The sequence below is a fragment of the Pantoea allii genome (assembly GCF_002307475.1).
In the GTDB taxonomy this organism is placed as follows: domain Bacteria; phylum Pseudomonadota; class Gammaproteobacteria; order Enterobacterales; family Enterobacteriaceae; genus Pantoea; species Pantoea allii.
The window spans coordinates 83,212-96,605 of the sequence record NZ_NTMH01000036.1; the positions used below are offsets into that span (position 1 = coordinate 83,212).

12 protein-coding genes are annotated in these 13,394 nt (G+C 50.2%); 5 read left to right on the forward strand and 7 right to left on the reverse strand.

Translation table 11 applies throughout. The annotated features are described in order from the left end of the window. Positions 1 to 11: 11 nt before the first annotated feature. From CMR03_RS15415 to CMR03_RS15430, 4 genes are all read right to left on the reverse strand, one after another. Positions 12 to 548: a fimbrial protein gene (locus tag CMR03_RS15415; RefSeq protein WP_167385754.1), complete on the reverse strand. Its 537-nt coding sequence runs from the start codon at positions 546 to 548 to the stop codon at positions 12 to 14. A 64-nt stretch (positions 549 to 612) separates the two neighbouring features. Then, positions 613 to 1,197 (reverse strand): fimbrial protein, encoded by a 585-nt coding sequence (locus CMR03_RS15420; RefSeq protein ID WP_096011950.1) that lies wholly within the window; start codon positions 1,195 to 1,197, stop codon positions 613 to 615. Positions 1,198 to 1,833: 636 nt separating this feature from the next. Beyond that, positions 1,834 to 3,252, reverse strand: a complete 1,419-nt coding sequence (locus CMR03_RS15425) for a sugar porter family MFS transporter (protein WP_162287602.1) — start codon at positions 3,250 to 3,252, stop codon at positions 1,834 to 1,836. Between the two features lie 178 nt (positions 3,253 to 3,430). After that, entirely contained in the window at positions 3,431 to 4,102 is a 672-nt protein-coding gene (locus tag CMR03_RS15430) for a hypothetical protein (RefSeq protein WP_096011952.1), read from the reverse strand. Between the two features lie 272 nt (positions 4,103 to 4,374). Between CMR03_RS15430 and CMR03_RS15435 the strand changes: the two genes are divergently transcribed. The 4 genes from CMR03_RS15435 (at position 4,375) to CMR03_RS15445 (ending at position 8,527) form a co-directional block, all read left to right on the forward strand. Then, a complete protein-coding gene (locus CMR03_RS15435; protein WP_096011953.1) occupies positions 4,375 to 4,932 on the forward strand; it encodes a GNAT family N-acetyltransferase in 558 nt (185 codons plus the stop codon). Positions 4,933 to 5,426: 494 nt separating this feature from the next. Continuing rightward, positions 5,427 to 5,597 (forward strand): hypothetical protein, encoded by a 171-nt coding sequence (locus tag CMR03_RS25260; protein WP_164484306.1) that lies wholly within the window; start codon positions 5,427 to 5,429, stop codon positions 5,595 to 5,597. 267 nt (positions 5,598 to 5,864) lie between these two features. Then, positions 5,865 to 7,475 carry an FAD-NAD(P)-binding protein gene (locus CMR03_RS15440; protein ID WP_096012058.1) on the forward strand — a complete coding sequence of 537 codons (1,611 nt, stop codon included), beginning with the start codon at positions 5,865 to 5,867 and terminating at the stop codon, positions 7,473 to 7,475. A gap of 641 nt (positions 7,476 to 8,116) precedes the next feature. After that, positions 8,117 to 8,527 carry a hypothetical protein gene (locus CMR03_RS15445; protein WP_063878714.1) on the forward strand — a complete coding sequence of 137 codons (411 nt, stop codon included), beginning with the start codon at positions 8,117 to 8,119 and terminating at the stop codon, positions 8,525 to 8,527. A gap of 158 nt (positions 8,528 to 8,685) precedes the next feature. Here the strand turns inward: CMR03_RS15445 and CMR03_RS15450 are convergent, their stop codons facing one another. Then, positions 8,686 to 9,384: a DUF1868 domain-containing protein gene (locus tag CMR03_RS15450; protein ID WP_096011954.1), complete on the reverse strand. Its 699-nt coding sequence runs from the start codon at positions 9,382 to 9,384 to the stop codon at positions 8,686 to 8,688. Positions 9,385 to 9,767: 383 nt separating this feature from the next. Here CMR03_RS15450 and CMR03_RS25900 point away from each other — a divergent pair, with 383 nt between their 5' ends. After that, positions 9,768 to 9,932: a hypothetical protein gene (locus tag CMR03_RS25900; protein ID WP_158087013.1), complete on the forward strand. Its 165-nt coding sequence runs from the start codon at positions 9,768 to 9,770 to the stop codon at positions 9,930 to 9,932. Between the two features lie 125 nt (positions 9,933 to 10,057). Here the strand turns inward: CMR03_RS25900 and CMR03_RS15460 are convergent, their stop codons facing one another. Both CMR03_RS15460 and CMR03_RS15465 read right to left on the reverse strand, forming a co-directional pair. Continuing rightward, on the reverse strand, positions 10,058 to 11,044 hold the full coding sequence (locus tag CMR03_RS15460) for an HlyD family secretion protein (RefSeq protein ID WP_096011955.1): 987 nt from the start codon (positions 11,042 to 11,044) through the stop codon (positions 10,058 to 10,060). 353 nt (positions 11,045 to 11,397) lie between these two features. Next, complete coding sequence (locus CMR03_RS15465; protein ID WP_096011956.1) at positions 11,398 to 13,026, reverse strand: ABC transporter substrate-binding protein; 1,629 nt, start codon at positions 13,024 to 13,026, stop codon at positions 11,398 to 11,400. Positions 13,027 to 13,394: the final 368 nt, after the last annotated feature.

Below are 13,394 nucleotides of genomic sequence, written 5' to 3' on the forward strand. Positions count from 1 at the left end.
AAAATAAATTTTTACTGATAGGTAACCATAAAGCGTACGGTTCCCGACCATATCCCCTCTTCAAAATCATCGCCTGTTGGAACCACGGCCAAACGATAACGCAGTTCCGTGCCCTCTTTATTGAGTGGCATCTCATCCATCATTTCGCCAGGATGGGCAATATGGCCGCTCTCATCAGACACCGTAAGTGCGAATCCCTGTACGTTACCTGTTACCGCGAATAGTTCGGGATGACTTTCAACTCTGTCACCATCGAATGTCACGGAGACGCTTTTCCATTCTCCACCTCTGTCGCGTTTCAAGTCACAGTTTACTAACCGTAGCGAAAAAGGTAATTGCGATGTCAGTCCACTGTTTTCTAATGAAGTTGAAGAAAATGCCGGAAAAGTAACCTCCTGCCAGACATCATCAGTATGAATACTGCAGGCTGATTCCTGGATTTGGCCGTTTACATGTACGTGCCCATGACCGTGATCGTCCCATTTTGCGGCCTGAGCAGAAGCCCACATCATTGAAAAAGTCAAAAGAAAAAATATGCGCAGGTACATAACAGCCTCCATCGGAACACCCCTGATCAATGCCCAGGGGTGTTTTATCAGCTCTGGCTATTACTTATTCGTAGGCCAACGTGAAGTCTGCAATAGAGGTGAATTCACCTGTGGTAACTTTATCGCCCAGCCCCTGGAGGTATGCTGAGAAACCTAAGGTGTTTTCACCCTCAATCAGTTCACGTGAAGATGAAGTGCCGCCAACTGGGATGATGTTGCTTGAACCATCAGTGATGACAACGCCCGCACCAGAAGCGGTGCCGGTGATGCCGAACCACGTGTTGTCACCTGCAACTGCAGGGGAACCACCAAAGGTGACTTTCACTGACGGTGCAGTAGTGGTATTAACGTCGTTGCCGTCTTTATCTTTTGAAGTGGTGCTGCTCATGGTGCAGTGCTGCAGATCAATCTCGAAATTTACAGGTTTTGAAACGCCACTATCTGCCAGCTGAGAAGCGGCGATCTGGCCTAGAGAGACTTCCTGATCGGAGGTTTCAGGGCTGATAGAGCATGCTGCGTCAATGATTGAGCCGGTAAAGGTAATACGACCCTGGCCCTGGTTAGCGACGTCATCTGCTGCATAAACATTTGAAACAGCAACCATGCTTAAAGTCAGAGCCATAACAGACGCGAGCTTATTCATTTTCATTACATTCAATCCCATATATTTAACAATTTGCCAAAATTCAAAGCCAAAAACGGTGGAACTTTCTTAAAGAAATTCATCCTGGAGGCGAAAAGTGCTTACTGATTTGTAAGGTTCGATTCAATCCAACTCCATAATTGGCGAGAAGAATTATCTGCAAAATATTGAAGGCTTAGAAGATAAAACAGAAAGAATGGCAAAAACGATATCTTTAAGCCAAGAATCAGCATGAAAAAAGAACAAGAATCCAAAGGCAGGGCGAGGAAACAACATAATGAGGAATGATGCATCGTCAAATAGAATAAAACGACATACTGCTTTAGCAGCCGTACTTATAGCATATCGCACACATATAATTAACAACTCCAACACACACCGGACGATGATGACATCAAATACATTTTCGTTCATGAACACGGATTTTTTATAACTGCTATACAAGTTTATTATTTATCCGGGTGTTATAAAGCTTAGAGGGACATTATTGCTTCTGAAAAACTGTAGATAAGTCAGCTAAGCATTATGAAGTTTCAGTCCTTAATAGCATTGCATATCTGAACGCACACTATTTATATATTACTGCTAAAAAGGCATCGTATAAACACGATGCCATTTCTGGATCTAATCTGGACTGTTGCGTTATTTTCCCAAATCCCGCAGCTTCTCACCCGCCATCAAATTCTTCTCAATCCGCTCCAGGGTCACATTCTTGGTTTCCGGCACCAGGTAAACCGTGATAACAATAAACAGCAGGTTAAACCCGGTATACAGCCAGAAGGTGCCCGCCGCGCCGATACTGCCCAACAGCGACAGAAAGGTCGCGCCGATAATCATATTCGCTACCCAGTTCGTGGTGGTCGAGCAGGTGATACCAAAGTCACGGCATTTGAGCGGCTGAATTTCAGAACACAGAATCCAGACGACAGGCGCTGCGCTCATGGCATATCCGCCAATACACAGCATGGTCATACCAACGGAAACCCAGGATAACCCGCTGCTGATCTCACCCTGCCCCGCTTTCATCAGGCAATAACCCAGTACCAGGGTGGCAAACGCCATGACGGAAAAGCCGATTTTCAGGATGGGTTTTCTGCCTGCTCTGTCCACCGTAAACACGGCAATAAAAGTGGCAAACATAAACGTCAGGCCGACCACGACCGTGGCAATCATTTGCTCCTGGGTACTTTTAAAGCCCGCCATTTTAAAAATCTGCGGCGCGTAATACATGATGATGTTCATGCCGGTAAACTGCTGCATGCCCTGTAACAACATCCCCAGGAATACCGCCCGTCTGACGTTGGGATTACGTTTGAATAATGCAAAGCCGCCCTGCTTCATGCGCAGGCTTTCACGTATGTCATTCAGCTCCTGGCGGGCCTTTTCTGAGGTATCCCGCAGCATCCGTAGCACTTCCTCTGCCTCCACATGCAGGCCTTTTGCCGCCAGCCAGCGCGGACTGTTAGGCAGGAAGATAACCATAATGAACAGGATAACTGCCGGTAAGGCCAGCACGCCCAGCATGGCGCGCCAGTTGCCACTGTAGCTGAACGCGGTATCGGACAGGAAAGCCAGCACAATGCCAAAGGTAATCATTAGCTGATAAAGGCTGATCATTTTTCCCCGCACGTTCTCCGTGGCCATCTCGGACAGATATAACGGTGCGGTATAAGACGCCACACCCACCGCAACCCCCAGTAATACCCGAAAGCCCAGCAGCGCTTCCACACTGGTGGCAAAGGCAGAGCCCAGCGATCCCAGAATAAACAGCACGGCCCCGGCCATCAGACTGTATTTTCTGCCCAGGCTGTGTGACACCCAACCGTTGCAGATGGCACCAATAGCCGCCCCCAGCATCATGCTGCTCACCACCCATTCCTGCTCATGACTGCTTAAACGGAAGTGCTGAGTGATAAAGGGCAGTGCGCCCGAGATAACGCCGATATCCAGGCCAAAAAGTAATCCGGCCAGCGCCGCCGATATGGAGATAAACAGGTTCATACGCCGAACTTTTTGCTGGTGTTGGCTATTAATATTCAAAGTATTTACATGAGACATCATTAAGCTCCGCTTATACAGCATGCAATGTCCATACAGGATATAAAGCGGTGGCAAAGAAGGATGAGGGGAAATTCGTCCAGGATATGGACTATCCTACTGAGGCGAATATAAGTGTGACGGAGATCGCGCTAAGACGTGGCCTGTGTTTTTTGCATTTTATTTCAATTAGTTAAAAAATTTACATCTGACCAGTTATAGGTCGTTGCGGCCAGTCAGATTGTGCCCTGCACCGAACCGTAACACTGATGCTGGTTGGCAATAAAAACGCGCGCAGGCTGGCTGGTAAGGTCGCGGCCTGATAACGCAGCAAGGTGGTGTGCCAGAACGCCGGCGGGCTGCTTTTTCCCGCATGCCTTTCTTGTAGCGGTTCACGCCATTCTCCCGACATCAATGTCTCCCAAAACAGCGCCCTTTCTGTCACGGCGAGCTCATCGGGTACGCCCGCCAGCAATAACTGGTCAGGAAGCGCCACCAGCCGCAGCATATCGACCTGCAGGTGGCGATGCTTAACGCTTTGATTGAAAGCTTTTTCCAGGCTTAGCGTAGAAGGCATCGTTTCACGTCGCTGAAACTGTGCAGGCGTGACGGGAAGAAAGGTCACATGGAAATTATCTGGATGCATGATATCCGCCCTGGGATCTCCTGCATTCAGTGCGCCCAGCTCATGGAGTAATGCGATTATTGCCGGATTCAGTGCAGGCCGGATGCCGCTGGTCAGTGCGTATAAATGTTCCGGGTAAAAAGATTTCGTTGCCGTACACGCTGAAGACGCATTCGCGCCCTGCCATTGGGTCAGCGTTTGGCGGGATCGTGCCGCGTAAATGCTTTCAAGATGATGACACAGTTCCAATACATTCTCCTGATAAGCGTGAAGTGAGGCGGCATCATGTTATCCCCTCATTGATGACAGCCTTAATACTCCCGCTGAATTTTACACGCTTTTTGCAGTAACGTGCGTTTGCTTAGTCCATGACATTATGGCTCCCGCCGGTTATGTAATACCCGGCATTTCCCGGCTGCCGACAGGCAGGATTGATGTCCTTCTTAAAGCCGAAACGTTTATTTTTAAACGATCGCCCAGTGATATAGTGCTGACATCCTGAAATAAGCGGCGACTACCCGATGGAAAACAGGCTTTTTTCGGCAGCGCGTATTCTAATTTGCGCACCCAGAGCGGAAGATATCGACACCATGGCATTGTGGTATCAGGACGATGTCTATCTTCGCAACGTAGATACAGAGCCTGCTTTTCCGCTTTCTGCAGAGAAACTGGCCAAAATTATGCTTCCCGCTGACAACGATTTTTATTTTCATATCAGAACAAAGGCCGATGACCGCCTGATTGGATTTGTCACATTGCACAGTATTGAATGGAATAATCAGCAGGCAAGCCTGGCAATGGGGATTGGACAGGCAAAAGATCGCGGACAGGGTTTTGGTGATGAAGGCCTGAAATTAATCATGCGCTATGCCTTTATGGAACTCAATTTGCATCGTCTGAGTCTGGAAGTCATTTCCTGTAATGCTCATGCGCTGAGTCTTTACGAAAGGAATGGGTTTGTTAAAGAAGGCGTGATCAGGCAGGCCGTTTATCGTGATAATAAGCGCTCCGATCGCGTGGCGATGGGTATTCTTCGCCCTGAATGGCTTGAAAATAATGGTCTGAACCCTATTAACTGAGCATAGTCAGTTCAGCCACATCAAATAGCCGATGAGTCATCAGGCATTTTTTCTCCTGGCTTAAAACGGACAACGCGGTGCCGTCTGGTTAACCTTAACGTGCTGGCGGACAGCCTGGTCGCGTCTTAACTGATCCTTACATAACCCTTCTGCCGCACGCGATGGCGCATATTTTCTGTATCCTCCTCGCAGTGCCATTTTTCATACCGGATCATCGTCGTGCTAAGGCAATCTGACCCCCTATTCGGGTGAGGCTGAGCAGATTCAACGCTTGAACTAAGCGGCGCGCGAAATCAGGCTGATTTTCCCGTCCTTCCTTTGCCTGAGCCCTGATTCTGCTGCCGACATCCTCGAACACTGTAATGTGGGATTCGCGATGCGGCCTGCGTTTGCCGTCTTCAACACAGACAGCCATCGCCGCATTGACTTCGCGGAAATACAAACCAGGCTTAAGAGGTCATTTTAATGTCCCTTTAATGCTCAAGAGGAAAGCCATGAAAAGCGTATTTGCCGGTTTATTCATCATCTCCAGCCTGCTCGTCATGTCAGGTTGCCAGCAGGAAAGCGGCGCCATAGGTAATGATGGTCGTCCTCACGCGCCAAGCGGACAATCCGTTCCCGGCGGGCCATTAGGCAAAGGGCCGGTAGGCCAACCGCAGTCTTAAGAAAATCCGGCCCTGAGCCGGTTTTTTCTTTCCCACCTTAATTTCAGCTTACCTTTTCTCTTCGTCCAACTTGCCACGCTCGGTGCCTGACAGCCGCTGCGCTTAGTTTTCACGCCTATCCTTAGCCCGCGCAGTTCTGGAATAGTCGAGTAAACTTGATGATACCGGCGAGGAGAAAAACGTGCATGAATGCGTCGCCTTTCCTGCAGCATGCGCAAAACACAGCCTGCGGCCGAACCCCATAACAATAACAAGGTGCGAACATCGATGAAAAAGATCGCGATAATCGGTGCCGGGCCAACCGGCATTTACACGTTTTATTCACTTCTGGGCCATAACGTGCCGCTTGCCATTTCCGTTTATGAACAAGGCGACGAGGCCGGCGTCGGCATGCCTTACAGCGATGAAGAGAACTCCCGGATGATGCTGGCAAACATCGCCAGTATCGAAATTCCCCCGGTGTTTATGACCTATATCGACTGGCTGCGCGCCCAGAGTGACAGCCATCTCAGGCGATATAATGTCGATCCCGGCGCTCTGCATATTCGCCAGTTTCTGCCGCGTATCCTGCTTGGCGAGTATTTCCGCGACCAGTTTCTGACACTGGTTTCCCGCGCCACAGAGCAAGGCTTTGAGGTAAAAATCCATGAGCGTTGTCAGGTCACCGATCTTGAGGCGACCGATGCAGGGGTAAAACTCTGGACGCAGGGCGAAGACTCACCTGTAACCTTTGATCAGGTGGTGATCGCAACAGGTCACGTCTGGCCGGACGACAGTGCGTCTACCCGCACCTATTTCCCCAGCCCCTGGTCTGGTCTGATGGAGGCCAGAATACCGGCCTGTGATGTCGGCATTATGGGCACCTCGCTGAGCGGCATCGATGCCGCCATGGCCGTGGCGATCCAGCATGGCGAGTTTGTGGAAGCCGATGATGAAGAGATCACCTTTACGCTGGATAAAGGCCATGAGGCGCTGAAGATCGTCCTGATGTCCCGTTCGGGCATTCTGCCGGAGGCCGACTTCTATTGCCCGATTCCCTATGAGCCGCTGAACGTGGTAACAGAGAGCGCCATCGACGACGCGATTGCTGCGGGCGCAGAGGGATTGCTCGATCGGGTGTTTGCGCTGATGGTGAAAGAGCTTGAAGAGGCGGCACCTGCGTGGAGCGAAGCGATTGCGTTGAACACGCTTGATGTCGACCGTTTTCCGGAAGCCTGGTTTGCCAACCGACAGAAGCAGGACCCTTTCCACTGGGCCAGCACCAATCTGAATGAAGTTGAACGCAATAAACGCGACAGGCGAACCGTGCCGTGGCGCTATACCATTCTGCGGTTGCACGAAGTGGTTGAGGAAATCGTTCCCTTTCTTAACGAAAGCGACAGTAAACGCTTTTCAGGCGGCCTCGCCAAAGTGTTTATCGATAACTACGCGGCGATTCCTTCACAGTCGATCCGTCGGTTGCTGGCACTACGCGAGGCCGGCATTATCAGCATCCTTGCACTCGGCGAAGAGTATGAACTGCAAAGGCAGCAGACGAAAACGCGCATTGTTACCGGGGAGCAACAGCTCACGTTTGACGTGTTTATTGATGCGCGAGGACAGAAGGCGCTCAAAACTAAAGATCTGCCATTTGCCACACTGAAACAGCAGATCCAGCGCTGCGGCGATGAGATTCCTGACGTGGGTGATGATTATACCTTGCTGTCTCCCGCTTCCGCCCGGGGACGCATCGCCTTTGCCGCATTGCCCTATTTGATGCATGACCAGCCCTTTGTGCAGGGGCTGACGGTCTGTGCCGATATCGGTGCTGCGATTGCCAGTGCAATCGATGAAACGCCCTCGCGCTCGCGGAAAAGGCTGGCGTATGTTGAACTTTGAGCACAGTGTTTGCGATACAGACAGTCATTTTGCCGTGCAATTTCTGGTTGACCGCTTCATGCCTTGTACTGCTTTTACATAAGCTTTCGGATACGGGCATATCGCTATGAAAAGATATGCCCGCTAACGAGAATTCAACTTAGCTGCGCCTTGCCCTTTAACGCGTATGTTTAGCCGCACGCTATCCGGTCTGATGTGTGAATCGGTCTGATACAACAAATAGTAAAACAATGCTCCTGGAGGCTGTCATCACCGTGACGGAATTCATAGCTTATATACTGAATAGCCAGCCCCGGCATTCGCCTAATGGCGAATAAAATGTAGTGAGACGGGCCACCTTACCTGTGTTGAGCTTAAGGCTTATTAGCAGCCTCAGCTTTTACCCTTCTCTTTACCTTATGCTCACGCATTTCTCTCGATTCTCTCAGATCAATTGACCGTTAAGCCTGGTGGTAAGTACGTAAGCATTGCTCATTCACGCTCTCGAACGGAAACAGTTAGAGTCACTCTTACTCCTCACTAAACCAGAGAGGCTTAACAGAAAAAATCATCCACATTATTTACGAAGATTATTATCAGAAAATTGAAAACCGTGTTGGCTTCATAAAACTTCACCTGACATTGAAACAAGGATATTTTGTATGAAAACCAAAATTAATGCCTTATTACTATTATCCCTATTTTCTTTTGGCAGCCAGGCTGCCTCATTTACAATTAATGCAAAAGATCACTGTATCTACCCGCCATTAAGTAACGTCAGGGTGCAATCAGGTACCGCATTACAGTTTCAGTTGCAACCGGGTACCTATACTATGTCCTTGCTCTCAAATAACATGAGTTGTGCAAATGGTTCATTAAGCGATGGCTGCCAAATAAGCTCCGTCTATTTACAAGGCGGTTTAGGTAATGCTCGCTGGGGCACCACCGTTGGTAGCGCGCCCATCACCGTCAACGTGCCTACTACCGCAACCTTTATGGCGTTTGTGACAGACGATAACTGCGTTGACAATACAGGTAGTGCAACAATACAAGCAGATAAAGTTTCAAATTAATATATTCCGCGAGCTGTCTTATTGAGGCGACTCGCGGATTTTTTTAAACTTAAGCCTTTTAAATAATCTATAAAAAAATCATTTTATATAATTTTCACGCCGATTTAATCAGTGCTGTGCCGCAATGTTAGCCTCTTAGCAGCTAAAAGAAATTTTGATTATTCCAGCCTCAACAACGGCCTGTAACCCAACATATCCCGGAACGTACAAAACTCAGGCGCGCCCAGCTTAATAACCGGGGAAACCCGCATCAGTTTTTCCAGATACATTGCTCTTAACATCTGCAGCAGGCAGAGTTCCTCATCGACCGGTTTGTGGATGAGGTAGGACACGCTGATATGAAACTCGTAGACATCGTGATTGCTTCGTCTGCAGTGTAGTGTGCTGCTGAGCGCGTTCCGGAGTGAACGTATTTTGCTATTTTCCGCCCAGTCCAGGGGTGCCAGCGACAGGGAAACACCTTGCTTTAGCGCCATTCCGCCAATGCGCATCTGCAAAGGTAAAGAAGATGTTAGCCTGAAATCTGCCAGTTTTGCGGCAAACAGCCGATCGCACTCATCCATCGAAACATCAAGATTCAGATCATGTGGCCAGGCCGGATGATACCGTGCCCGATCGTTGGCACCATTAAACACCGTCATGTGATAGCTCGACGGCGGCAGAAACGCATAACAACGCCCCAATCCTGCGGCTTTCATCGCGTCCACCATTTCGCCAGTTACACCAACCATCTCACTGTCCTGGGCCAGATGACAAATCAGCGTGTTTCCTCTGAAAGGCAGTACCTCACCGTTAGCGTTAAACTTTTCACCGATGGCATTCTCTTTCCACCCTTCCTGCTCCAGCACTTCTGACATGATTTAGGCTCCCGCCCATGATCGTGAACGCTTATCTGTGGCGTTTTAATGTCTGGACTGGCATGACCACAGGCGATGTTATGACGTGAGGCCACAACGCTCTTTATGGCTCCCCATCTTCAGGATACCGCGCGATCATGACCGTTATCAGACAGCAGTGCCGGTGGAACAGGAGGGGGTAAGCAAGGCGTGCTTTTAAACGCACGGGTTCAGGACAGCGAGCGGGGGTTAACCCAGAGCAGGCAAAAAAACAAAACGGGATGTCATGCCATCACCGCCCAGCGCTATCCACGTCCTGACTATTTTTTCCGTAACAGAAAAACAGCAATTGCGGTTAGCACGCCCATCAGTGGCATAGCGATAGCGCCTGAGAAAAAGTCGTAATGGTCATGGCGGTTACTCCGGCGAATATCAGCAAAGCGGTTAAGCGCCTGATTGCTGTTAATCGCACTCACCTCTTCAAATTGTTTTTCATAGCCCTTTTCTTCCAGCAGATAAGCGCCGTCCGCATCATTTCTTTCCAGAACAACGGTGTGCTGACCTTTTGATAGAAACAGTAATCGGGCATTCTACGATTCGCCTGAAAGGGAGGTGAGAAATGAGGCTATCCTGCCGGGCTGATAGTGTAAATACATATTCTTCCCCTGTGCGTCAGCCACCAGCCTGGACCGGATTACACATTATGCGCTGAGACCGAATGATGCCCACTGCTGAAGGTATTACCGGCCTGGGCATTTACTCTTTGAAAATGCGGTTCGGCATGGTTTTCCCTGGGCGTTACAGCGACGGGCTTAACGGATGTTAATCCAGTGATAGTGTTTTGCGAATTGGCGGATTCACCCGCGCCCGCTTTCGCGGGAATGGATTTTACCGAATCCTCAGAAGGCATATAAAGCGCCTGCTGCAGGGTGCTTTCATTTTGTGAAAGGTTCTCATCCACCTGCGCCAGCTGGCGGCGCATAACGTTGAGCTTAACGGCGGTCGCCAGGGGTATTTGAAGCTGTTGATCGTTCAATACGCTTAACTGCTGGCGGGCACCATACTGCTGCTGTAACAGCGCACGGTACTGGCTCTCATAACCCCAAACGGTCGATTGCTCCTGCTCAAACTGAAGCGTGGAGATGTACCCCTTTGCTAACAACGGCCGCCAGGTGTTGACCAGCTTTTGAGCCATACCGATTTGCGCCGATTCAATTTTAATTTGCTCTGCCAGCTGTGCAAGTTGACCATTCAGCATGGCTTGCTGGAAACGGCTGTCGCTGACCTGCTGAAACGCGAGTTGTTGGGTATGATCGATGTCCTGAAGCAGGCTGCTCTGTTCAAGCTTTAACTGCGCACTGACCAGCCGAATCTTTTCCGCCGCCAGTTTAGCCTGGGCAGAGGCAAGCTCAAGTGAAGCTGTGGTGAGCGCAGCCTGGCGCTGGCTCATCGTGGCATCTGAAGCTGCGCTGGAAGTAGGCGGTCGTGGCAGCGTGGCATGCGTTGCCGCCGCCAGCCGCGCGTGCAGCGGGTGGCTTTGCACGAAGCAGATCACGGTCATACTTCCCAGTACAAAAGACACCCAGTTTCGCCGGAGTAAAAGCACCCACGGGGACAGCGTTTCACCGCACTCAGTGCTGGAAGAGTCAACTATCTGCTTCTTAAAAAATGGTTTTTCCATTTTTTACCTTCAATAAGTGCGTGGGGATATTATTGGGCAAGGCACCCGGTCACAGATGTTTTATGCGTGCAGTTTATTCAAGGCGGATCGGGTCATTGATTTACCTCAGCGCATAACATCCCATTTCCGCATGCAGTTTTAAAACAGAAGAACATTTCCAGTCGTTACCTTTTGCAAGCGAGTTTCAATCGGTGGGATTTAGCTGGGCGAAAATGTGCGTTGACTGCGTGGTGGAAGGGCGTTTTCCGGCGCTGACAGGAAAGGCCGGAGATTGCACCAGGCGGTCTGGGGCCAGAATCTGGCCCCAGATGAGTTAAAAGCGCCGTCCGGATAAGAGCAAGCAGCGGCCAGCCTTACTTAACAAGATAAAGGTCCTTGGTGTAGTAGAACCCCAGATGCGAGGGTGCATAACCGCCGACCTTTGGATTGACCAACTTGTTGAGCGCACCATAGAAAACCGGTATGACCGGCGTATCTTTCGCGATAATGTCGCTGGCTTTCTGGTAGTCCTGGGTCACAGCATGGGGATCGGTATCCATCCCCGCGGCTTTTACGGCCGCATCAAACCCTGTGCTGGCATAGCCTGAGCTATTTTGGCTGTCGCCACTGCGGAAGGTATTTAAAAAGGTAGAGGGCTCACTGTAGTCACCAATCCAGGTGTAACGCACCAGATCATATTGTCTCTGATGCATGGTATCTAACATGGTTTTCCATTCCTGGTTTTGCAGAGTGACCTTTGCACCTAATGTTTTCCCCCACATCGAGGCCGCGGCGATGGCGATACGTTGGTTATCCTGATTGGTGTTGTAGAGCAGAGTAAAACTCAGAGGATGACTGGCAGAAAAACCGGCTTCATTGAGCAGCACCTGCGCTTTTTTTACCCGTTGCGCCTGCGTCCAGCCGGCCCACTCAGGCGGCGACAGCGTGACCTCCCCCATGGACAGAGGGAGAACGGTATAAGCCGCTTTATGTCCCATGCCAATGACTTTATCGGCGATGATGCCTTTATCCAGTGCCAAATCCAGCGCCTGACGCACGCGAGCATCGGTAAAGGGCGGTTTATGCGTATTAATTTGAAAGTAGAACACGCTATAAACAGCCGTGCTGTGAACCTCTTTGGGCCGCTCTTTTTTCATCCGCGCAAAATCAATAGCGGGAATATTCTCCGTAATCGTAATACCACCGGCCAGGTAGCGGTTAAGCTCGGCTGAAACGTCGTGAATCGGTAAAAACGTCACCCGGTTAATTACGGTATGGGCATTATCCCAGTAACGATCGTTACGGGTCAGCGTAATTTTTTCATTTACTACCCACTGATCCAGTTTATACGCCCCGCTGCTGACCATGTTGCCCGGTCTGATCCAGGCATCGCCAAACTTTTTAATATTGTTTTCGCTGACCGGGAACAGGGAAGGATGCGCAACAAACTGCAGAAAATAGGATACTGGTTGATCCAGGGTGACCTGCACGGTGTGAGCGCCTAACGCTTTTACGCCCAGGCTGTCAGACGGACTTTTACCGCCCGTTACCGCATCGGCATTAAGGATGTGCGCATAGTTAGCAAAAGACGCATAAGGCGAAGCGGTTTTTGGATCGGTCAGACGACGCCAGCTGAAGACGACATCTTCGGCGGTGAGAGGCGATCCGTCTGACCATGTCAGATCAGGGCGAAGATGAAAGGTCCAGACTTTGTTGTCGGTCGTTTCCCACGAACTCGCCAGTCCTGGCATGATTTTGCCCTCAGGGTCTGTCCGCACCAACCCTTCAAACAGATCGTTAATCACAGCAAAAGCATCATTGGTTTCGGCTTTATCGACATCCAGAGTTGAAGGCTCATCACCGTTGCCCCGCACGATCTCCTGCACAGGGGCCAGCGCCACGCCATTGGGTACATTTGCCCCAAAGGCCACCGAAGAGAACGACAAACTCGTAAAAATTGCAGGTAAACACAGGCGGGCAACATATAAACGGCTCACGGACATTCGTCTGATTCCTTTTTGCTAAGTGATAATGTGACTTCGTACCACGACCATTGCAATTTGTGGGCCAGGGGCGAGGGTTTGTGCCATGCCAGTCTGCGGTCGGTTCGCGACTAAAACCGCGTAGCGGTGCACACTTCTGATGCAAAGAAGCACGTCACCGCTCAAATGTGACGCCGGGGTGAACCCTGGATTGCGTTACTCCGCCCCACGGGCGCATCTGTTTTGTGCACCGAGACAAATATGTGCACCGGGACAAATAAGGGCGGCCTGCGGTAATACACGCCGTGGTCTGCTTTTAAGATGATGGGCAACACCGCTAACAGCTTGCCCTGACCTTCATAAGGTAAAGCCCGCAACACAGGCAGATA